This is a genomic window from Brucella oryzae (genome assembly GCF_041929965.1).
GTDB lineage: Bacteria > Pseudomonadota > Alphaproteobacteria > Rhizobiales > Rhizobiaceae > Brucella > Brucella oryzae.
The window spans coordinates 34959-57323 of record NZ_JBHEEO010000009.1 but is presented as its reverse complement, the minus strand read 5'-3'; the positions used below and the strand labels follow the sequence as shown (position 1 = coordinate 57323).

The window sequence follows — 22365 nt, the reverse complement described above, 5'->3', positions numbered from 1 at the left end:
CGAAAGCGTCCTGCGAGACGGCATGCAAGCGTACCGCCCAAGCCCGACAAGCGAGCTACCCAGACTTTGGTAGTATAAGCGCTTTCATTGAAGCTCAGGCATTGGCAACCAGCCGGGATACATCTACATTCTCTTTAAAGAGCAACGGATAATCATGCCGATTCAAGAGCAACTGCAATGTCGAAGCATTTCATGCAGTGACTTGGTAACATCGAATCTGATTGCCCGAAGCGCCCAAAGAGGCGTGGGGAACTAAATCCAAATACGGGCTTGCCCGCCGCAACATAGTCTGGGAGGACACTATGATGAAGCTTATCGTCACTCTGGCGACAACACTTGCTATTTCCACTGCGGCTTTCACCGCACAGGCACAGAATTATCCAGAACGGACGATCACCATGGTCGTGCCCTTCTCAGCCGGTGGGCCTACCGACACTGTCACCCGACTTGTGGCAGAATCCATGTCCAAGGATCTCGGACAACAGGTTATCGTTGAAAATGTCGGCGGCGCAGGCGGAACGCTTGGCGCGGGGCGTGTCGCAACCGCCGATCCGGATGGTTATACGCTACTGCTTCATCATATCGGCATGGCTACGAGCGCTACGCTCTACCGCAAGCTCGCCTATGACACGCTGAATGCGTTCGAATATGTCGGCCTCGTCACGGAAGTCCCGATGACCATCGTTGCGCGCAAGGACCTTGAACCGACCGACCTCAAGGGGCTGATCGAGTATGCCAAGGCCAACAAGGATACCGCAACGGTCGCTAATGCTGGTATCGGCGCGGCATCACATCTTTGCGGAATGCTTTTCATGAGTGCGATTGAAACTCCGCTCGTCACAGTTCCTTACAAGGGAACCGGCCCGGCCATGACCGATCTGCTCGGCGGTCAGGTCGACATCATGTGTGACCAGACCACCAACACTACGAAGCAGATTCAGGCAGGCACGATCAAGGCTTATGCCGTCACCTCGCCCGAACGTCTGGACGTGCTGAAAGACCTTCCGACTACCAAGGAAGCCGGTCTGGACGGCATGGAAGTTGGTATCTGGCACGGCATCTATGCGCCCAAGGGAACCCCGGCTGAAATTACCGAGCGCCTGTCGAAATCGCTTCAGGTGGCCCTGAAAGATCAGAACGTGGTCGCCCGCTTCGCTGAACTCGGCACAAAGCCGTCTCCGGAATCCGATGCGACACCGGCCGCGTTGAAAGCCAAACTCGAATCCGAAGTTTTACGCTGGAAGCCGATTATCGAAGCCGCCGGACAATACGCGGACTGATCGTATTGCAAGCAATCAGGGCGCGTCTTTTGGCACGCCTTGATTGTCGTTCCCCCCTCCTGCTGCTCATCAGAACTGCAGTCGACGAATACGCAACCGACGTCATATGCCGATCTTCCGGCATAGCCCTTTCAACGGCAAATCCGAAAGACGATTGGCCATGAACGAGCCCTCAAGGAAATTTTCGATAGATCCGACCAATGGATTGTGCGGTGCCCTTCTCACACTGACCGGCGCCTTCTTTGCCTATCATTCGCTAGGTCTGGACCTAGGCACATCGCTTCGCATGGGACCGGGATATTTCCCGCTTGTCCTGTCCGGCGTCCTGATCCTGCTTGGACTGGTTATCCTTATCCAGGCTACACGGGTTTCCGGTGAGCCAATGGGTCCTATTGCATGGCGCGGATTGTTCTTCATTCTGCCTGCGCCGATATTCTTCGGCCTGACCGTGCGCGGCCTCGGCTTCGTGCCATCGCTCTTCCTGACCTGCCTGATCGCCTCTTTCGCCTCAATGCGCATGAAGCCGCTGACGGCAATCATTCTTGCCGCTGCGATCACGGTTTTCTCTGTCATTGTGTTCAGCTATGCGCTCGCGCTGCCCTATCAGCGTTTCGGGCCCTGGTGGCCATTTTAAGAGGCACGAGCATGGAACTTTTCAGCAATCTTGCGCTTGGTTTTTCGACGGCATCAACGCTTGCCAATCTCGGTTTTTGCCTGATTGGCGTATTGCTTGGCACATTGATTGGCGTTCTGCCGGGCATTGGCGCCACAGCGACCATAGCCATGCTTCTGCCGATCACTTTTCAGATTGGTGATCCGGTTTCCGCGCTTATTATGCTCGCTGGCATCTATTACGGTGCCCAATATGGCGGCTCGACGACTGCAATTCTCATTAACATGCCGGGCGAATCCTCGTCTGCCGTGACCGCCATCGACGGCTACCAGATGGCACGCCACGGGCGCGCCGGTGCAGCACTTGCAATCGCGGCAATCGGTTCATTCTTCGCCGGTACGGTCTCCACCTTTCTGGTGGCGATCTTCGCTCCACCCCTGACTGAAATTGCCCTGAAATTTGGCTCGGCTGAATATTTCTCGCTGATGGTCGTTGGACTGGTCTCGTCCGTGGCTCTTGCTCACGGTTCAATCATCAAAGCACTGGCGATGGTCGTTCTCGGGCTTCTACTCGGCCTTGTTGGCACCGATATCTATACCGGCACGCCGCGTTTTACCTTTGGTATTACCGAATATGCAGACGGCCTCAACTTCGTTGCCGTAGCAGTCGGAGTGTTCGGTATCGCTGAGATTCTGCGCAATCTCGAAAACGAACATTCGCGCGAAGTGCTGATGGCAAAGGTTACCGGGCTAATGCCGACACGTGATGATTTCAAACGCATGACCGCCCCAATCCTGCGCGGAACCGTCATCGGTTCAGCTCTTGGCATTCTGCCGGGCGGCGGCGCTATTCTCGCGTCCTTCGCTTCCTATACGGTGGAAAAGCGCATTTCCAACACACCACAAGAATTCGGAAAAGGCGCAATTGCTGGCGTGGCGGGACCGGAATCCGCAAACAATGCCGGTGCGCAGACATCATTCATTCCCATGCTGACACTCGGCATTCCCGCCAACCCGGTCATGGCATTGATGATCGGCGCCATGATTATTCAGGGCATCGTGCCGGGACCGAATGTTGCAACTGAACAGCCGGCCTTGTTCTGGGGCGTGATCGCGTCGATGTGGATCGGCAATCTCATGCTTATCATCCTCAACCTGCCGCTGATCGGTCTGTGGGTGAAGCTGCTGACAGTGCCTTATTACGTGTTGTTCCCCATCATCATGACCTTCTGTTCCATCGGCGTTTATAGCGTCAATTCGAACGTCTACGATCTCTATGCAGTCGCCTTCTTCGGCTTCATCGGCTATCTGCTGGCCAAACTGCGTTGCGAACCCGCTCCCTTGCTGCTTGGCTTCGTTCTCGGTCCGTTGCTGGAGGAGCATCTGCGTCGCGCCATGATCCTGTCACGCGGCGACCCGGCAACATTCTTCACCCGGCCAATCAGCGCCGTTCTGCTTGCCATAGCTGCTGCCGTTCTCGTGGTCGTGCTGCTTCCATCGGTACGCAAGAAGCGCGACGAGGTGTTCGTCGAGGAGAGCTAACCTAGGTTAAGCCAAAAGATGACGATGGAACATTGATATGCTATAGTTACCAAGGGCTTGGATTGTCGTTTGAATCGCCAGCACAGAGGGAGGTGTCATGGCGGACGAACAGCGCCGAAGCTTTCGGCAGCGACTGGCTGCCATCGTCATCGCAGGTATCGGTACAGCCGCCGCAAGCGTATTCTCCTACGCAACGGCAATCTATGAAGCAGCCAATCCCGAACCCATGCGGGAAGTGGGCGTCGGTGAAACGGTCGACACCGGGCGCTGGCATGTGGCGGTAACCGGCGCACGCTTTGGCTCTGTTCCGCCAACCGGCGTAAAACCTTACGAGCCTAAAAACTATCTCATGGTCGATGTCAGTCTCGACAATCGTTCCGCATCTTCAGCCTATGCGCCGCGAAAGCTTCTGACCCTCGACCCGCCGAACCCGGCTCTGACCGATCCAACTTTCTACATCGTGCGCGACAAATGGATTGCGGGCCGGGTCCATCCCGGCATGCCGGAAAAGCTGACCGTGGCGTGGGAATGGCCGCAAGGCAAAGCTCCGCCACAGGAAGTCCGACTCCTCATCGGCAGCGAAATCTACAAGAAGCGGGATAATCTCTATGGGGCCTCTACATGGCTCGATCGGGACCCGGTCGCTGTCATTCAATTGCCCGTTGATATGTCATCCGCCGGGGGCGAAGGATGATAGACTGGCTCAAAAGCGCCGTCATGCTGTGTGTGGCGATTGCCGCGCTTTATGGCATGCAGCATTCCACCCCTTATTACAGCAATATCTTTTCCTCGGTCACCGTTGAGGGAAAGCAGGGAAAGCCCGTCGAAACCAGCCGTTTTGTGGTTGGCATCGTGAACTCCTATCGGGCCCGTGAACTGACGACGCCCGGCACAGGAAGCACCCGCACTTATGATACGGACGGCGAATGGCTGGTCATCGAGGCCGCAGCGAAAGCAAAGATCGAAAGCCTTGGGCTTGCGTCGGTCGAATGGCTTGGACCAAATGGTATCCGCTATGCCATGAGCAGCCGTCCGACGCTTGCACCCGGCATAGTGGGCTCCGAACGGCTGGAACCAGGGATACCGCGTCCAATCTTGATGGTGTTTGAATTGCCGCCTGACCAGATCGCAGGCGGAAAGCTGCTGATTGCCGAATCTTCAATGACACCTCTTTCAGAACAAATGCAGATCAGTATGAGCGCAACGGCACAGGACAATGTCAGCCGGTCAATCGCGATCAAACGTATGGGGACCATCATGCCTTGGCAATTGGAGGTCAGCCAATGAACGAAACGACCTCATCTGGTGAGCGGAAGCCGTTCTGGATATGCCTTGCCCTTCTGATTATCGCTCTGCCCCTTGCGGCTTTCGTTGGTTCCGACGGTGGTCTGTTGCGATGGATCGAGCAGACCCTGCAAGAGCCGATGGTCGTGCCCCGCGGCAATGTGCGGGCTTATGGGGGCGGCAACTGGAAACTGGTCGCACTGGACAGGTTTCCGGGCACATTGCCGGAGACAAACATTGTGCTTGCTGAAGTCGAAGTGACTATTCAGGACGCCGATCAATTGAAACGGTTGATACCCTGTTTCATGACCGTGACAGACACTGAAGACCGCCGCTGGTCGACCTTGTATGTATCGACGCAAACCATCCGGAAGCTGAAGCCGGAAGCTGCCGACAAGCTGAAATGTTACGATCTCGCCAATGAGAACGGCAGCGGCCCAGTTCGCCTTGTCGAGAGCTTCCTTGTTCCTGCAAATGCCGGAGAGCTTTCGCTATTGCTTACGATGCTTGGGAAACAGCCTGAGCATCTGGTTCTGAAATAGCTCTGTTCTTTTGGCTCACCAACGCATATTCGAGGACCGCCGCCAGAAGCGCGATACGTATCGCATCAAGCAGAATGCCGCCATCAAGCTCCGACGGGCTGCCAATAAAAATAACCAGAACATTGGCAATACGCTGCCAGATTTCGATATCGTACGGTCCGAGATAATGGGTCGTGCTGTACCAGATCCACGCACCGATCCAGCTTATCGCGCGATAAAGAACGATAAATGACAGCAGGGTTCCAAGTCCTGCCCCGGCGACCAGTTTCAGGCAGGTCCAGACAGGCCGGTAACGGCTGCGATAACCGCCCAGATAATGCGCGGCGAAATCGCTCAGCCACTTCCGGAAGGTTGTTCCGCGAGATGGGGCTGGCGGCACAGGCGCTTTCTTGGCGGACAGATCATAGCCATAGATTATAGCGGCCATTACCAGCCAGACCATCGGCAAGAGCGCATAGAAGAACAGATTTTGCACCTGCACCCAAAAGCTCGGTTGCTGGAACTCTACCGGTACGAAATTTTCGGCAGCGTAAGCGCTCATCGAAAGCCATGCAGCACCGACATCGAAACTGTCGAGCAGAGAGCCAGCGCCGATCCAGCGGATCAGATCGTCTTTCCACTTGTCGAGTGCGAACAGACCGATGAATATCCAGCTTGCATCCGCAGCGACGATGAGCAGCCGAAGCCATGGCGAATGAACTTTTTCATTAGTCCGTTTGGCAATCCAGCGGATCAACCAGCAGACGAGAATTGCTGCGATCAGGCTACCAGAGCGCACAAGATCGAATATATGCATCTTCTCGCCAAAGGCAGTGCGCTCGAAAGCAAGCCGCGAATATTCGCGAACCGTATCGCCAAGAAAGCCCCATGCAGCATAATAGGCGAAGAACGGCAGGATGACGGCCGCCGTCACCATCAGCATGCGGTCAGCCCTGCGATTGTCGGGCGAGGATCCCGCGCCTCCCGTAGCGGTTTGGCGCAAAGTGGCAAGGGCAGGCAATCCGGGCCGCAGCGCGGCGAACATCGTCACCACCACGAGCAGCTTGACTAGCACGACCAGCGAAAGAACGACCATTCCGGCGAGCGGAAAATATCCGCCCGCACTCACCGCAGCATCGAGCAGCAGGTCGCGCGCAATATAGCCCAGCGTTCCGATAAGCAGCAACTGGGGCCAGAACCGAGCCAGAAGACGGGCTGTCAGAGCGAGCAGACCGCCAATATCCTTGAGCATCGTCATGGCCACAGTTTAGCCAGCTGATTGGTAGGGCTCAATATATTTTATTTATCTAATATATAGGGCGGCACTTATCCGCGCCGCGTGCCTGAAGACACGATGTCGAGATAGACGGCCAGAACGAGAATGCTGCCCTTGATGATCTGCTGCCAGAATGTATCGACTCCGAGCATGGACATGCCATTGTCGAGGCTCGACATGATGAGCGCGCCGACCAGTGCACCGAGCACCGAGCCGACGCCACCGCGCATGGAGGTGCCGCCGATGAAACACGAGGCAATGGCATCGAGTTCACCGCCCATGCCCGCCGATGGCGTGCCAGCCGCGAGGCGCGAGGTTGTCGTCAGCCCCGCCACCGCCGCCATCAGTCCCATCAAGGCGAACACCGCCATCTTGACGAAATTGACGTTAACGCCAGAAAAGCGGGTTGCTTCCGTATTGGAGCCAACCGCATAGATGTGGCGACCGAACACAGTTTGTTTTGCGATAACGGTGAAGACGCCAAGGATCACCAGCAGGATCAGGACCGGAACCGGCACGCCCTGATAACTGTTGAGGATCAGGATGAAACCGAGGATCAGGATACCGATACCGAGAAGGCGTGCGGCTTCCATACCCGACGAAAGCGTCTGGAGATTGTGCTTGCGCTTGCTGGCCCGCGTGCGCAGCGTCATCAGGATCAGCACGCCGAACAGCGCAATGGCACACAGATTGCCAAGCCAGCCCGGCAGATAGCCCTGCCCGATATATTTGAACTCCGGCGAGATCGGCGCGATGGTGACGCCGCCCATGATGCCAAGCACGATGCCGCGAAAGACGAGCTGTCCGCCGAGCGTGACGATGAAGGACGGTATGCCGAGATAGGCGGTCAGCCAGCCATTGAAGGCGCCGATTGCCACGCCGAGAACCAGTACCGTGCTGATTGTCGCCCATAGGGGCCATCCATAGATCACGTCGAGAACAGCGGCGATGCCGCCCAAAAGCCCTAACAACGCGCCGACCGAAAGGTCGATTTCACCAGCCACAATGACAAAAACCATCGCGGATGCGAGCATTCCCGTAATGGCCATCTGGCGCAGGAGATTGGAGAAGTTGCGCGCAGTCAGGAACTGCGAACGCCCCATCTCGGGATCATAGGTGAGGATTGCAAATAACGCCCAGATGAGCGCGACCACGATCAGCAGCGCGACGATCTTATAATCCGCCAGAAACTTCCGAAGGCTTTTGCCCGTCAATGTCATATCATGCACCGGTCAGGTTTGAGCATTTTCAGCAAGGATATGAACCGACCCTGCGTTCGGAAAATGCGTGAAAACAAATAGTTCATCGAGGATCAGGCCGCATCGGTCATTGGCTTGCCGATTGCGGCGGCAAGCACCTTCTCCTGGGTGAGATTTTCATTAGGAAAATCACCGCGCAGCCTGCCCTCGCCGATCACGAGAACACGGTCGCTGATGCCGAGTACTTCCGGCATTTCGGAAGAGACCATCAGCACCGCGACCCCCTGTTTGGCGAGTGCGAAGATCAGTTTGTAGATTTCATATTTCGCGCCAACATCGACGCCCCGCGTCGGCTCATCGAGAATAAGTACTTTGGGGTCTGGCAGCATCATCTTTGAAAGCACAGCTTTCTGCTGGTTTCCACCGGACAGGGACGCAATTTCCAGCATTGGATCAGCGGTTTTCACCTTAAGGCGCAGAATTTCGCGCTGGATCGTGGCCAGCTCCGCTTCCTTGTTGAGCAATCCGCGCAGGGAAAAGCGGTCCAGCACCGAGACCGTCATATTATAGCCGACCGGCATGATGGGCAGGATGCCGTCCTTCTTTCGGTCCTCCGGCACCATGCAGATGCCTTGTCGAACCGCATCGCGGGGCGTACGGATCTTCAGTTCCCTGCCTTCCAGAAAGACCTGCCCCTCATGCGCTCCCGGCCAGACGCCGAACAGGCTGGACACCAGTTCGGTCCGCCCCGCGCCCACAAGCCCGGCAATACCGAGGATTTCCCCGCGTCGAAGCGCAAACGAAACATCGTCAACTACCTTGCGATCTGGATTGGTCATATCCCAGCAGTTGATGTTCCGCGCCTCGAAAATGACCTCACCAATATCGTGCGGCTCACGCGGAAACAGGTTTTTCATCTCGCGGCCCACCATCATGGTGATGATGGCTGGCGTGGTAAGTTCCACCATCGGCTTGGTGGCGATATGCGTTCCGTCGCGAATGACCGTCACCGTATCGGAAATTTCGGCCACTTCATCCAGCTTGTGGGAGATGTAGACGCAGGCCATGCCTTGCGCCTTGAAATCCTTGATGAGATCGAGAAGAACGCGTGTTTCGGATGCGGTCAGCGCCGAAGTCGGCTCATCCAGAATGAGCAGCTTTGCATTCTTGTTTATCGCCTTTGCGATCTCGATCAGTTGCTGCTTGCCGCCCGGATAATGGTAAACTGGAAGCGCAACATTAATGTCGTGGATATTGAGCCGCGCCAGAAGTTCTGTCGCGCGCGCATTCATCTGGTCATAATCGATGAAGCCGCCGCTTGTCGGTTCCGATCCCAGAAAGATATTTTCCGCAACCGAAAGATGCGGCACCATCATGAGTTCCTGATGGATGATGACAATACCCGCGGCTTCCGTGTCGCGGATGCCTGTGGCCTTGAGTTCCTGGCCTTCCCAGAAAATTTCCCCGCTCCAGGTGCCATGGGGATAAACGCCGGACAGCACTTTCATCAGCGTGGATTTGCCAGCGCCATTCTCGCCGCAAAGGCCGACACACTCGCCCGCGCGCACTTTCAGGTAAATACCGTCAAGCGCTTTCACGCCGTTGAAGTCCTTACCGATATTGCGCATCTCTAAAAGATATTCGGACATCGTATACGACCTTGCAGTAGTGCATCAGAATGTGTTGCACGGAGCCGGATATGGCAGAAAGTTCCCGACAACGCTGTCACAGACAGTTTCTGTGAGGCCGGAGCCGGATCATGATTTCCAGACTTCCGGCCTCACCATTCGTACGGGGCTAAATTGCCGGAAAGGCTTACTTCCCGTAAATCTGCTCCTTGGTATAGAAGCCATCCTGAACGTATATGTCGACATTGTCCTTGGTCACGGCGGTCGGAGTCAGCAGAAGCGTGTCAACCTGCTTGCCGCCATTGTCGAGCTTGGCATTGAATTGCGGCGTCTCGCCCTTGACCATCTGGACGGTCAGTTTTGCCGCTTCCGAGGCGATGAGTTTCAGCGGCTTGTAGACGGTTACGGTCTGCGTGCCGTCGATCAGGCGCTTGACGGCAGCAAGGTCGCTGTCCTGTCCGGAAACAGCAGTCTTTCCCGCCAGTCCCTGTGCGGCCAGAGCCTGAATAGCGCCACCGGCAGTACCGTCGTTTGAAGCGACAACCGCATCGATCTTGTTTTGCGCTGCCGTCAGGGCGTTTTCCATGATGGAGAGCGCTTCGGTTGGGCTCCATTCCTTGACCCATTGCGAGCCAATGACCTTCACCTTGCCGGAATCGATGGCTTCCTTGAGGGCCTTTTCCTGACCGGCGCGGAGAAGCTTGGCGTTGTTATCCGTAGGCGAGCCGCCGAGGAGATAATAATTGCCTTCCGGCTTGGCCTTCAAGACGGCTTCCGCCTGCATGAAACCAACACGCTCATTGTCGAACGAAATATAGGCATCGACATCCGCATTGAGGATCAGGCGATCATAGGACAGAACCTTGATCCCGGATGCCTTGGCATCGGCCACAACCGCGTCGAAAACCTTGGAGTTCATCGGCACGATGACGATGGCGTCAACGCCCTGCGCAATCAGGTTTTCAACCTGCTTGACCTGTTTTTCCTCGTTACCGTCAGCCGACTGCACATTGACCTTGGCGCCCAGCTTTTCGGCAGCCTCAATGAAATAATCGCGGTCACGCGCCCAGCGCTCGACGCGAAGATCGTCGATGGAAAAGCCGATGACCGGATTTTCCGGCGAAGCATAGACCGGCGTGGACACCATGGCGCCAATGCCCAAAGCTGCAGCAACCAGCGCGCCGGTCAGAAAATTACGACGTTTCATGCAAATCTCCTCCAAACAACACCGGCTTGCTACCGGCTGATACCAAACCGCGCCCCCGAACGTGTTCCGCCCCCGGAGTTCGCACGACAAGACAGCCCCTTCGGAGCTGCTTATTCCTTGAATGGCTGATCCTCCCAAAGGCGCCTTGCGCCAAGATCACTCCATCAGGACAGCGCGCAAAAGACACACTGCCCCATCCTCGGCAACCATTGATACGTGAAGAAAAATGAATAGCAAGGATTTTTTGATTTACGTACCTCATTTTTGATCTTATGGTCCGCATCAAGGAGCGAGGATGAAACCTACAGTCCATGATATAGCCAGAACAGCGGGCGTCAGTCTTGCCACGGTCGACCGTGTGCTGAACGAGCGTCCGGGTGTGAGAGCAAAGACACGCGACCGGGTTATGGATGCGATGAACACGCTCGGCTATGTGCGCGATGTGGGCGCTGCCAACCTCGCACGCGGCAAGCTTTACCAGTTCGATTTTATTTTGCCGGACAATGAAAATACCTTCATGCTGAGCCTGCGCGCGGAACTGCAAGCTGCGACCGAGCGGGCATTGGCCGAGCGGGTCCGGGTCAATGTCGTGCTTGTCCCCGCTTTCGATGAGGCGGCACTCGTCGCGGCGCTGGACGAATGCGCCATGCGCAGGCCTGACGGCGTTGCCTTCGTGGCGGTCGATACCGATCCCGTGCGCGAAGCCTGCGCCCGGTTGAGCGAACAGGGCATCCACGCCGTCACGCTTGTTTCCGATCTCGGACAATCCACCCGAACGCATTATGTCGGCGTCGACAATGGCGCGGCGGGGCGCACGGCAGCGCGGCTTCTGGGGCTTTTCGCCAATGGAACGGAGGGGGCTCTTGCAGTCGTCGCCGGTTCGTTGAAGGTTCGCGATCATCAGGAACGTTTCGACGGTTTTACGGCAGCGATGCAGGGAGACTTTCCGGGCCGCGAGATATTGCCGGTGCTGGAAGGTTTCGATGAAGGCCCGCGTGTGGAAAAACTTGTCGGCAGACTGCTTGAGGAGCGCAGCGACATTGCCGGGATTTACAGCCTCGGCGCGGGCAATAGCGGCCTGGTGAAGGCACTCGCAAAACACGCATCCAATCGCCCGCTCGTCATCGCCCATGAACGCGACAGCCTGACCTCGAAAGCGCTTTCCGACGGCATCATCCATGCGGTGCTGGCGCAGGATGCGGGCCATGAAATCCGCAGCGCCATCCGGGTGCTGAAAGCCTCCGCGGATCGTCTGGCGATCGTGCCGGGGCAGGAACACATCCGCATCGAAATTTTTCTCAAGGACAACCTGCCGCATTTCGACTGACGCGCGCGGCAATGCCTTTCCAACAGGGCCTTTCCAACAGGAGCAAATATGTATCTCGGGATCGATCTAGGAACATCCGGTGTCAAGGCGCTGCTGATCGATGACGGGCAGACGGTGGTTGGTTCGGCCCACGGCGAACTGGACGTTTCGCGCCCCCATCCGGGCTGGAGCGAACAGGACCCGGCCCAGTGGATCAAAGCCTGCCGCACTGCAATCGATGGCCTGCGCGCGGCCCATCCGAAAGAATTTTCGGCGATTGCCGGTATCGGCCTTTCCGGGCAGATGCACGGCGCTACCCTGCTGGACGAACAGGATCAGGTGCTGCGCCCCTGCATCCTCTGGAACGATACGCGCAGCTATCGCGAAGCGGCCGAACTCGATGCCGATCCGGCCTTTCGCGCCATCACCGGCAATATCGTCTTTCCCGGCTTTACCGCCCCGAAACTGGTCTGGGTTGCCAAGAACGAACCGGAGATTTTTACGCGCATCCGCAAGGTGCTGCTGCCGAAGGACTATCTGCGCCTGTGGCTGACCGGCGAATATGTCTCCGATATGTCGGATTCGGCAGGTACGAGCTGGCTCGATACTGGGGCGCGCCGCTGGTCCAACGCCCTTCTGGACAAGACCGGCCTTGACAAAAGCCAGATGCCGCGCCTTGCCGAAGGCACGGACGCAACCGGACGGCTGCGGGCCGAACTTGCCGCCGAATGGGGCATTGCCGGTCAGCCGGTCGTGGCGGGCGGCGCTGGCGACAACGCAGCGTCTGCCTGCGGCATGGGCACGGTCAGGCCCGGTCATGCCTTCGTTTCGCTTGGCACTTCGGGCGTCCTCTTCGCGGCAAACGGCGCCTATCAGCCAAAGCCTGAAAGCGCGGTTCATGCCTTCTGCCACGCCCTGCCCGACACGTGGCACCAGATGGGCGTCATCCTGTCAGCGGCAAGCGCGCTCGACTGGTATGCGCGGCTTGTCGGCAAAACGGCGCATGAACTCGATAAGGCACTTGGCGACACGCTGAATGCGCCGGGCAGCGCGACATTCCTGCCTTATCTCTCCGGCGAACGCACTCCGTATAACGATGCGAAGATACGCGGCGTGTTTTCAGGTCTGGAGCATGAATCCGATCAGCGCGCATTGACGCAAGCCGTATTGGAAGGCGTCGCCTTCGCTATCCGCGACAATCTCGCCGCGCTGCAATCGGCTGGCACGGATATCAAGTCGCTTACCGCTGTCGGCGGCGGCTCGCGCTCCACCTATTGGCTGAAGGCCATCGCGACGGCCTTGAACGTGCCGATTGCATTGCCGGAAGAAGGCGACTTCGGCGGCGCTTATGGTGCCGCGCGACTGGGTCTCATTGCGACCACCAGCGCCGATCCATTTGCCGTCTGCACGCCGCCACGCACGGAACGCACGATAGAGCCGGAAGCCACCCTGCTCCCGGCCTATGAGGAAGCCTATCAGCGTTATCACGCCCTTTATCCGGCACTTCACGCCCTCGCCGGTTAGTGACGCTGCCGCAAACAATCAGACACGACGACATTCGAACGGGAGGACATAATGAGCACCGGATTTTTCGGCGACATTCAAAAGGTTGAATATGAGGGGCCGGACAGCGACAATCCGCTGGCATTCCGTCACTATAATCCGGATGAAATCGTGCTGGGCAAGCGCATGGAAGACCATCTGCGCTTTGCGGTAGCCTACTGGCACAGTTTTGCCTGGGAGGGCGGCGACCCGTTCGGCGGGCGCACCTTCGACCGCCCATGGTATTCCAGCGAGATGGACGCGGCAAAGCTCAAGGCCGACGTGGCTTTCGAGTTCTTCTCGCTACTCGGTGCGCCCTATTATTGCTTCCACGATGCCGATGTGCGGCCAGAGGGGCGCAACTTTGCGGAAAATACGCGCTATCTCAACGAAATCGTCGATATTTTCGAGAAGAAGCAGGCCGAAACCGGCGTAAAGCTTCTCTGGGGCACGGCGAACCTCTTCTCCAACCGCCGCTATATGGCGGGCGCGGCCACCAATCCCGATCCGGACGTGTTCGCTTTTGCCGCCGCGACGGTGAAAAGCTGCATCGATGCCACCAAGCGGCTCGGGGGTGAGAACTATGTGCTGTGGGGCGGTCGCGAGGGCTATGAAACGCTGCTCAACACCGATCTTGGACGTGAACTCGACCATATGGGCCGGTTCCTCAATCTGGTGGTCGACTACAAGCACAAGATCGGCTTCAAGGGCACGATCCTGATCGAACCGAAGCCGCAGGAGCCGACCAAGCATCAATATGATTACGACGTCGCGACGGTCTACGGCTTCCTCAAGCGCTATGGTCTTGAAAACGAAGTGAAGGTCAATATCGAGCAGGGCCACGCTATTCTGGCCGGTCACTCGTTCGAGCACGAACTGGCGCTTGCCCGTGCGCTTGGCATTTTCGGTTCCATCGACATGAACCGCAATGACTACCAGTCGGGCTGGGATACGGACCAGTTCCCGAATAATGTGCCGGAAATGGCGCTCGCCTATTATCAGGTTCTGCTTGCAGGCGGCTTCACGACCGGCGGCACGAATTTCGACGCCAAGCTGCGCCGCCAGTCACTCGATCCGCAGGATCTGCTGATCGGCCATATCGGCGGGATGGATTGCTGCGCACGCGGGCTGAAAGCAGCCGCCGGAATGCTTGAAGACGGCGCATTGTCCAAGCCGCTCGATGCGCGTTATGCAGGCTGGAACGGCGATTTCGGCAAAAAGCTTCTGACCGGCCTTTCGCTGGACCAGATCACCGCTGAAGTCGAGGCGAAGGATATCAATCCGCAGCCGAAATCCGGTCGTCAGGAATATCTGGAAAACATCGTCAATCGCTACGTTTGAACCCGCTGAAACAAAAAGGGCGCCAGCGGCGCCCTTTCCTCTTTAAAGCTTGACCCAGCCACCGTTTTTCTGTGACGAGCGCACGCAGGCATCGATGAAAGCAACGCCCTTCAAGCCGTCATCGACAGTCGGATAGACCACTGCTTTATCCGGCTTTTTGCCGTTGCGATGGGCCTCTATGGCATTGGCGGCTTCCGAATAAATCGTGGCAAAAGCTTCCAGATAGCCCTCCGGGTGTCCCGCCGGTACGCGGGTCACGCGGGCGCTCGCAGAGCCGACACCGGCACCGCCCCGCGTGATGAGCCGCTTCTGCTCGCCAAAAGGCGTGAACCAGAGATAGTTCGGGTCTTCCTGCGCCCATTCAATGCCGCCCTTTGTGCCATAGATGCGCAGGCGCAGCGCATTTTCATTGCCGGGCGCAACCTGGCTGCACCAGAGCATCCCCTTCGCGCCGCCTTCAAAACGCAGCATCACATGCGCATTGTCGTCCAAGCGACGTCCCTCGACAAAACTGTCGAGATCGGCGGCAAGGCTGTCGAGCGTCAGGCCGGTTACGAAAGAGGTGAGATTGAAGGCGTGGGTGCCGATATCACCGGTTGCGCCGCCCAATCCCGATTGCGCCGGATCGGTGCGCCAGACAGCGCCCTTCGCGCCGGTCGCTTCCACCGCTTCGGTGAGCCAGTCCTGCGCATATTCCACCTGTACGACGCGCAAATCCCCAAGCTCGCCATTGGCGACCATCTCGCGCGCCTGCCGCACCATCGGATAGCCGGTGTAATTATGCGTCAGAACGAACAAAGCGCCGCTTTCATCAGCGACCTTCTTCAATTTCTTCGCATCGGCAAGCGTCGAGGTCAGCGGCTTGTCGCAGATGACATGGATGCCGCGCCGCAGAAACTCCTTGGCGGCTTCATAATGAACGTGGTTCGGCGTTACGATGGAAACGGCTTCGATGCCGTTTTTCAGCCGCGCCTCACGAATGGCCATGTCCTTGTAGCTGGAATAGATGCGGTCTTCGGCCAGCCCCAATTCTCGCCCCGAGGCTTGCGCCTTTTCCGCAGATGACGACAAGGCGCCAGCCACCAGTTCGAACCGGTTGTCGAGCCGCGCCGCCATGCGGTGCACCCCGCCGATAAACGCCCCCGCTCCACCGCCCACCATACCAAGGCGGATGCGGGGAGCGGCTGTTTCCGTGGTCTTTGCTTCTATGGTCATTGCGTCCTCATAATCCCAGCATACGTCGATTGGCGGCGTCATCGGTGCCGCCGGAAGCGAAATCATCGAACGCCTTGTCGGTGACGCGGATGATATGCGCCTTGACAAACTCCGCGCCTTCACGCGCACCGTCTTCCGGGTGCTTCAGCGCACATTCCCATTCGACCACGGCCCAGCCGTCAAAATCATTCGCTGCCATCTTGGAAAACACCGCGCCGAAATCCACTTGACCGTCGCCCAGCGAACGGAAGCGGCCCGCGCGATTGACCCAACCCTGATAGCCGCCATAGACGCCCTGCCGCCCGGTCGGATTGAACTCCGCATCCTTGACGTGGAACATCTTGATGCGGTCCTTGTAGATGTCGATATTGTCGAGATAATCGAGACACTGCAGGACATAATGCGACGGGTCGTAGAGCATATTGGCCCGCGGATGGTTTTTGACCTGCTCCAGAAACATCTCGAATGTCGCGCCATCGTGCAGGTCCTCGCCCGGATGGATTTCATAGCATATATCGACGCCATGCTCGTCAGCATGATCGAGGATCGGCTTCCAGCGGCGGGCGAGTTCCTCAAACGCGGTTTCGACCAGACCGGCGGGACGCTGCGGCCATGGATAGATGAACGGCCATGCCAGTGCACCGGAAAAGGTCGCATGCGCGCCAATGCCAAAATTGCGCGAGGCGCGGATCGCCATCTTTACCTGCTCGACCGCCCATTGCTGGCGCGCTTTTGGGTTGCCGCGCACTTCCGGCACCGCAAAACCGTCAAACGCTTCGTCATAGGCCGGGTGCACCGCCACGAGCTGTCCCTGCAAATGGGTTGAAAGCTCCGTGACTTCGACACCGTTCTGGCGCGCCACACCGGCGAATTCGTCGCAATAATCCTTGGATTCAGAAGCCTTTTTCAGATCGATCAGCTGGCTCGCCCATGTAGGGACCTGCACCCCGGCATAGCCTTTTTCGGCAGCCCATTTGGTGATGCCATCCCATGTGTTGAACGGCGCTTCATCGCCTGCGAACTGCCCAAGAAAAATCCCCGGCCCCTTGATCGTCTTCATCGAAACTCCTCCAGAATGAAATAAGGCGCGCCTCTGACGAGACGCGCCGGGCCGTGATCAGAACGGCGAATCCGGGAAATAAAAGTCCTTGGCATTGTCCTTGGTGACGAGCGTTGCATCGAGGATATAGCTGCCGCTCACCGGAATCTGGTCATAAAAATGACCGGCGGCGAGTTCCATTGCGGTCGAAACCATCGCTGGCGGATAGAGAACATCGACCGGCACAAGCTTGTCGCCGTCCATCACCTTCTTGATCATATCCTTGGAACCTGCCCCGCCCACGACATATTGAATGTCGGAGCGGTTCGCCTGCTTGATGGCTTCAAGAACGCCGACAAGCATGTCGTCATCCTGCGCCCAGACCACATCGATCTTCGGATATTTAGTCATGAAGTCCTGCATGACGCGGAAGGCATCGTCGCGGTTCCAGTTGCCATATTGGCGGTCCAGAACCTTCACGTTGGAGCCTTCAATGCCCTTGTCGAAACCATCCTGACGCTGCTGATCGATCGGGATCGGCAGACCGCGAATGACGACGACCTGCGCATCGGGAGTGGTCTTCTTGATATATTCGCCTGCCACCTGTCCGAGTGCCGGGTTGTTGCCGGCCACGTAGAGATCGCGGATGGAATTGTCGTTGCTGCTCGGCGCGCGGTCAACCAGAGCGACAAAGGTTCCCTTGTCCTTGATTTCCTTGATAGCGTTGACAAGTGGATCAGGATCGGTCGGCAGAACGACCAGCCCGTCGAGGCCCTGTACGGCCAGATCCTGCAACGCATTGGCCTGCGATGCGGCATCGGGCGACGTCTTGACGATGACGTTGAGGCCCGGATGCTCTTCCATCAGAAGCTTCGCCACACGCTCGGCGTGATAGACGACGCCGGCCGTCCAGCCGTGATCGGCAGCCGGGATCGACACACCGATTGTCACTTTCTTGTCCTGTGCGCTTGCTGCGCTGCCAAAGGCAAGCGCGCCCGCCGTCAAAGCGGCGAAAGCAAGCTTCATCAAATTCCCTCGCATAGTCTTCCTCCCAGTAAATGCGGGGCTCTCATTCCTCTCTGGCTGGAATCGCCCCACCAATCCCGCCAAAACCCTGATTACCGCCGCGACAGCGAACGCTGCACAAGCATGGCGATAATGATAATCGCACCCTGAATGGCTCCCAGCAGATACTCGCTGACGAAGTTCGACAGGATCATGATGTTGCCGATGATCTCCAGAATGAACGCGCCGCAGATCGTGCCCCATATACGCCCCACGCCACCCCGCAGCGCCGTGCCGCCAACAACGACGGCGGTGATCGCCTGCAATTCCCACATCAGGCCGGTCGTGGCCGACGTAGACCCCAGACGCGGCACATAAAGAAGCACAGCCACAGCGACGCAAAGGCCCTGAATGATAAAGGCGACAGTGCGCACTTTCTTGACTGAAATGCCGGAATAGCGCGCCACGTCCTCATTCGATCCGACTGCGATGACATGGCGGCCATAGCGTGTCCGATAAAGGACGAATGCCGCAAGCGCCGCCGTCGCAAAGATGAAAATAACCGGTATCGGAATACCAGCTATGTGTCCGTAATAGACGGGACGGTACATGGCCTGAATTTCGGAATTACGCAGGGTGATCGCGCCGCCCTGAGACAGCCAGGTCGTCAGGCCCCTATAGATACCCATCGTGCCGAGCGTTGCGATGAAGGGTTCTATGCCGCCCACCGTCGTTATCAGCCCGTTCAAAAGGCCGCAGGCGGCACCGACGATCAGCGCCAGCATCACGGCGGCAATCAGCATCATCACCGGATCGGCAATCACTCCGCTATTCATGAACAGGATCATGATGCTGGCAACGAATGCCACCATTGCGCCCACGGACAGGTCGAGCCCGCCGGACGAGATCACATAGGTAGCGCCAAGCGCGATAATGGCAATGAAAGCGCTGCGCGTTGCGACATTGAGAAGATTGTCGATACTGATGAAGTTCGGGCTGGCAATGGCGCCCAGAACAAGCAGCAAGGCGAGCGCAATGAACGGGGCAATTGCCCGCAGGTCCCAATCCCTGGACGTTCTCGGCACTGAGCTTTTATCGGTCGCAACCTGTGTCATCTACTTCCCACTTTATTGTTTTTATGCGGCATTTTCAGCTTCAACGCCGGTTGCAAGCACGACGATGTCATGTTCCGTCATACGGTCGCCTGTCACCTCACCGGCAATCCGCCCTTCCCGCATCACAACGATGCGGTCGCAGATACCGATAAGTTCCGGCATTTCCGACGAAACGACGATGATCGATTTCCCCTCATCGGCCAGATTGGCGATAAACTGATAGATCTGCTCCTTCGTGCCGACATCAATGCCGCGTGTCGGTTCATCGATGATGACGATGGACGGATCGAGCATCATCATCTTGGCAAGCAAAAGCTTCTGCTGGTTGCCGCCCGAAAGCTGACCCGCCAGAATGTCCTTGCGGCCAGTGCGGATATCGAACGCGCGGATCGCATCGTCGAGCGCAGTGCGTTCCCGGTTGCGGTCGATCTGCAAACCGCTCACGAATTTCTTCAAGGAAGCAAGTGTGAGATTGACACCCATATCCTTGGACAGAAGCAGCCCTTTACCCTTCCGGTCTTCGCTGAGATAGACGATCCCCGCCTTCTGGCTTTCATGCGCATTGCGGAAATGCACCGGCTTGCCATTGTGGCGCGCGTTACCTCTGCCAGGGCGCAGCCCGACGATGCCCTCCATCAATTCCGTGCGCCCAGCACCGACCAGACCGGCAAAGCCGAGTATCTCGCCCCGGTTCAGACGGAAGCTCGCATTTCGCACATAGCCCGGCACGCTGAAGTTCTCGATTTCAAGAATGGCAGCGTTGTCATGCTGGCTTGCGCGGTCAGGATAAAGCTTTGAAACGTCACGACCGACCATCAGGCGCGCCATATCGGCAGGCTGCAATTCAGAAGACAGATGCGCTGAAACGAGCTTGCCGTCGCGAAGCACGGTCACGCGATCGGATATTTCCTTCACTTCCGGCAGGCGGTGCGAAATGTAGAGAACAGCGACGCCCTTCGCGCGAATATCGCGAATGACTTTCAGCAGCGCCTCCGTCTCGAACGGTGTCAGCGAAGCGGTCGGCTCGTCGAAAATTACCACACGATGCGGCACCAGCAGCACGCGGGCGATCTGGACCAGCTGGCGCTGTGCAATCGACAGGGAACCCACAACCGCATCCGGATCGATATCCGCACCAAGATCACGGATAGCCTTGCGTGCACCTTCCCGCATCGACTTGTCATCGACAACCAGCCCACGGTTGAGCTCGCGACCAAGATAGATGTTCTGCGCGACGGTCAGATCAGGCGCCAGCAGAATTTCCTGATGCACCAGCACAATGCCCTGCGCTTCGGCTTCCACCGGCCCCGAGAAGGACACAGGTTTGCCGTCAATGCGGATTTCCCCGCTCGTCGGGCGTTCATTGCCTGCAAGCAGCTTCATCAGCGTTGATTTTCCGGCACCGTTTTCACCGATGATCGCATGAACTTCGCCGCCGAAAATACGCAGATCAATATTTTTCAGAACCTGGACAGGACCGAAAGATTTGGAAAGCGACACAGCCTCCAGCAGCGCAAGACCGTCATCTTTTTCCGGCGCACTCATAGGCAACCGTCCACGGCAAACTGCCGCAATTGGCGCTTCTTAAATGTGCTCTGTCTCGATGCTTCTGACTGCACGTGAACTCCTCCCAAAGCGTCACGATGAAAAGCTTAGCTTTCGTTTTGAGGTACGTAAAGCAAAATATGCGCTTCAAAATATTATCAAACTGGAGAAGCCCTGCCCTTGCAAGGCTTCCATCTGTACACGGAAGAGCCGATCAATCGTCCTGATGGATCGGTTCATCGACAAATGTACCGCCCTGATAGACTGCGAGCGCAGAATCGGGTGCTGGTCGCGGTGTCGTCTTCTCAAGCGCGGCACGGAAACGTTCGGCGTTGTCCTTTGGATGCCAGCCGAGAAAACCGGCACGGCTATTATCCCACCACATCGAGTCATTATTCGAAACACCCCAGATGACGGGGCATCCCATCATCGGTGCCCGGAAAACGCATTCGATCAGGCTGGCAAAATCGTCATGGGACATCCAGGTGGAGAGCATGCGATGATTGCGCGGCTCTTCGAAGCACGATCCAATGCGAACGATTGCGGTCTCCTGCCCGAATTTGTCGTGATACAGGCTGGCGATGGACTCGCCAAAGCATTTTGAAACGCCATATAGCCCGTCCGGCCGCGTTGGCGCCTTTGCGTCGATATATTCGTTCTGTCGATAGAAACCGATCGTGTGATTGGAACTGGCGAAAATGATGCGCGGATGGCCATGCGTCCGCGCTGCCTCGTAGAGATTGTACATCCCGACGATATTCGCGTTGAGTATCTTGCTGAAAGACGCCTCGGTGGAAATGCCGCCAAGATGCAAAATGCCGTCACAGCCCTCGACAAGGCGCGTGACCGCATCCAGATCGCCAAGGTCGCATTGAACAAGTTCTTCATGGGGCTTGGCTTCCCCCATATCGACAACATCGGAAAGGCGCAACAGCTCGGCCTGTCCGACCAGCTTTTCGCGCATCACGCGCCCCAGTCCACCCGCAGCACCGGTAATCAGAAGTCTTTTCACGAAAATCTCCATTCGGACGGGATAGGGCAAAATTCGACCGTTCGGCTTGCGGGCGTCAGCCCTCGTCAACGGTTATCCTTATGGATGGAAAGCAGCGTCCCCTCCCAGGTACGTCGCCGCAACAACTATCATACATGTCCGAAGTTGACGGTCAACGCCGACACGGCCGGCAGTCTCGACCAGATTTCCTCCCGGATTTCTTCATTGCATGCGCGACGGCAGCATCCCGTCCGTCAAGCCGGGAACCGGGGTCGAACAGAAAGATCAAATTATATGGAACCATATCTGTTCCGGCGCGTTCATGCGGCTCGGAAGGAGAATGATTGCATGCAAATTGTCGATGCTCTGGTCAAAAGATGCGGCGAAGAAAATTCCTATCAGGTAGAATTCATCGGTGAAGATGGCGAAACTGTTTGCGTATCCTTCCGCCACGATTCCGAGGAGGAATTGAGCCGCCATGACGCCATTGCAAGCGCACTTGCCAAGATGGCGCCGCTCACGGCTTATGGTGCGGCATTCATCAGTATCCTGTCAGCCAACAAGTTGAACACAGCCGCCTGACGGTTTCGACAAGTCAGCCCTGCGATCCAGCCGGATTGCAGGGCTTTTCGTATCTGCCGATATGATCTTTATGAACCGGTTTGGGATTGATATCCTTCTAAAAATTGCCTAGCTCCATCATAAAAGCGAGGCAAT

20 protein-coding genes are annotated in these 22365 nt (G+C 57.3%); 10 read left to right on the top strand and 10 right to left on the bottom strand.

The window, feature by feature from the left end; all coding sequences use genetic code 11:
• Nucleotides 1–302: 302 nt before the first annotated feature.
• The 6 genes from JNC70_RS11780 to JNC70_RS11755 all read left to right on the top strand — a co-directional run bounded on the left by JNC70_RS11780 (nucleotide 303) and on the right by JNC70_RS11755 (nucleotide 5260).
• Nucleotides 303–1280 carry a tripartite tricarboxylate transporter substrate-binding protein gene (locus tag JNC70_RS11780; RefSeq protein ID WP_104754437.1) on the top strand — a complete coding sequence of 326 codons (978 nt, stop codon included), beginning with the start codon at nucleotides 303–305 and terminating at the stop codon, nucleotides 1278–1280.
• Nucleotides 1281–1440: 160 nt separating this feature from the next.
• Nucleotides 1441–1914, top strand: coding sequence for a tripartite tricarboxylate transporter TctB family protein (locus JNC70_RS11775; RefSeq protein ID WP_104754436.1), 474 nt, complete (start codon nucleotides 1441–1443; stop codon nucleotides 1912–1914).
• A gap of 11 nt (nucleotides 1915–1925) precedes the next feature.
• Nucleotides 1926–3434 carry a tripartite tricarboxylate transporter permease gene (locus JNC70_RS11770; protein ID WP_104754435.1) on the top strand — a complete coding sequence of 503 codons (1509 nt, stop codon included), beginning with the start codon at nucleotides 1926–1928 and terminating at the stop codon, nucleotides 3432–3434.
• A 97-nt stretch (nucleotides 3435–3531) separates the two neighbouring features.
• Complete coding sequence (locus JNC70_RS11765; protein WP_104754434.1) at nucleotides 3532–4128, top strand: hypothetical protein; 597 nt, start codon at nucleotides 3532–3534, stop codon at nucleotides 4126–4128.
• A complete protein-coding gene (locus tag JNC70_RS11760; RefSeq protein ID WP_374788598.1) occupies nucleotides 4128–4721 on the top strand; it encodes a hypothetical protein in 594 nt (197 codons plus the stop codon). Before JNC70_RS11765 ends, JNC70_RS11760 begins: the two co-directional genes overlap by 1 nt.
• Entirely contained in the window at nucleotides 4718–5260 is a 543-nt protein-coding gene (locus JNC70_RS11755) for a hypothetical protein (protein ID WP_104754432.1), read from the top strand. The genes JNC70_RS11760 and JNC70_RS11755 overlap by 4 nt, the downstream gene beginning before the upstream one ends.
• Here the strand turns inward: JNC70_RS11755 and JNC70_RS11750 are convergent.
• The 4 genes from JNC70_RS11750 to xylF form a co-directional block, all read right to left on the bottom strand.
• Entirely contained in the window at nucleotides 5217–6497 is a 1281-nt protein-coding gene (locus JNC70_RS11750; RefSeq protein ID WP_104754431.1) for a hypothetical protein, read from the bottom strand. The genes JNC70_RS11755 and JNC70_RS11750 overlap by 44 nt on opposite strands.
• 68 nt (nucleotides 6498–6565) lie before the next feature.
• Nucleotides 6566–7735 (bottom strand): sugar ABC transporter permease, encoded by a 1170-nt coding sequence (locus JNC70_RS11745; RefSeq protein ID WP_104754430.1) that lies wholly within the window; start codon nucleotides 7733–7735, stop codon nucleotides 6566–6568.
• Nucleotides 7736–7827: 92 nt separating this feature from the next.
• On the bottom strand, nucleotides 7828–9363 hold the full coding sequence (locus JNC70_RS11740; RefSeq protein ID WP_104754429.1) for a xylose ABC transporter ATP-binding protein: 1536 nt from the start codon (nucleotides 9361–9363) through the stop codon (nucleotides 7828–7830).
• A 166-nt stretch (nucleotides 9364–9529) separates the two neighbouring features.
• Nucleotides 9530–10549 carry a D-xylose ABC transporter substrate-binding protein gene (gene xylF, locus JNC70_RS11735; protein WP_104754428.1) on the bottom strand — a complete coding sequence of 340 codons (1020 nt, stop codon included), beginning with the start codon at nucleotides 10547–10549 and terminating at the stop codon, nucleotides 9530–9532.
• A 295-nt stretch (nucleotides 10550–10844) separates the two neighbouring features.
• Between xylF and JNC70_RS11730 the strand changes: the two genes are divergently transcribed.
• From JNC70_RS11730 to xylA, 3 genes are read left to right on the top strand one after another with little or no spacing between them, the layout of a single operon-like run.
• Nucleotides 10845–11876 (top strand): LacI family DNA-binding transcriptional regulator, encoded by a 1032-nt coding sequence (locus JNC70_RS11730; protein WP_104754427.1) that lies wholly within the window; start codon nucleotides 10845–10847, stop codon nucleotides 11874–11876.
• 48 nt (nucleotides 11877–11924) lie between these two features.
• The gene (xylB, locus tag JNC70_RS11725) at nucleotides 11925–13379 is read left to right on the top strand and encodes a xylulokinase (RefSeq protein WP_104754426.1); all 1455 of its coding nucleotides are present in this window, start codon (nucleotides 11925–11927) and stop codon (nucleotides 13377–13379) included.
• 51 nt (nucleotides 13380–13430) lie between these two features.
• A complete protein-coding gene (gene xylA / locus JNC70_RS11720; protein ID WP_104754425.1) occupies nucleotides 13431–14738 on the top strand; it encodes a xylose isomerase in 1308 nt (435 codons plus the stop codon).
• Between the two features lie 42 nt (nucleotides 14739–14780).
• Here the strand turns inward: xylA and JNC70_RS11715 are convergent, their stop codons facing one another.
• The 6 genes from JNC70_RS11715 to JNC70_RS11690 all read right to left on the bottom strand — a co-directional run bounded on the left by JNC70_RS11715 (nucleotide 14781) and on the right by JNC70_RS11690 (nucleotide 21669).
• The gene (locus JNC70_RS11715; protein ID WP_104754424.1) at nucleotides 14781–15953 is read right to left on the bottom strand and encodes a Gfo/Idh/MocA family protein; all 1173 of its coding nucleotides are present in this window, start codon (nucleotides 15951–15953) and stop codon (nucleotides 14781–14783) included.
• A 7-nt stretch (nucleotides 15954–15960) separates the two neighbouring features.
• A complete protein-coding gene (locus JNC70_RS11710; RefSeq protein WP_104754423.1) occupies nucleotides 15961–17013 on the bottom strand; it encodes a sugar phosphate isomerase/epimerase family protein in 1053 nt (350 codons plus the stop codon).
• Nucleotides 17014–17070: 57 nt separating this feature from the next.
• Entirely contained in the window at nucleotides 17071–18033 is a 963-nt protein-coding gene (locus JNC70_RS11705; RefSeq protein ID WP_104754422.1) for a substrate-binding domain-containing protein, read from the bottom strand.
• A 77-nt stretch (nucleotides 18034–18110) separates the two neighbouring features.
• On the bottom strand, nucleotides 18111–19112 hold the full coding sequence (locus JNC70_RS11700) for an ABC transporter permease (protein ID WP_104754421.1): 1002 nt from the start codon (nucleotides 19110–19112) through the stop codon (nucleotides 18111–18113).
• A 21-nt stretch (nucleotides 19113–19133) separates the two neighbouring features.
• Nucleotides 19134–20657 carry a sugar ABC transporter ATP-binding protein gene (locus JNC70_RS11695; RefSeq protein WP_104754420.1) on the bottom strand — a complete coding sequence of 508 codons (1524 nt, stop codon included), beginning with the start codon at nucleotides 20655–20657 and terminating at the stop codon, nucleotides 19134–19136.
• Between the two features lie 214 nt (nucleotides 20658–20871).
• On the bottom strand, nucleotides 20872–21669 hold the full coding sequence (locus JNC70_RS11690) for an NAD-dependent epimerase/dehydratase family protein (protein WP_104754599.1): 798 nt from the start codon (nucleotides 21667–21669) through the stop codon (nucleotides 20872–20874).
• 327 nt (nucleotides 21670–21996) lie between these two features.
• Here JNC70_RS11690 and JNC70_RS11685 point away from each other — a divergent pair, with 327 nt between their 5' ends.
• Nucleotides 21997–22230: a hypothetical protein gene (locus JNC70_RS11685; RefSeq protein WP_245414715.1), complete on the top strand. Its 234-nt coding sequence runs from the start codon at nucleotides 21997–21999 to the stop codon at nucleotides 22228–22230.
• The last annotated feature ends 135 nt before the right edge of the window (nucleotides 22231–22365 follow it).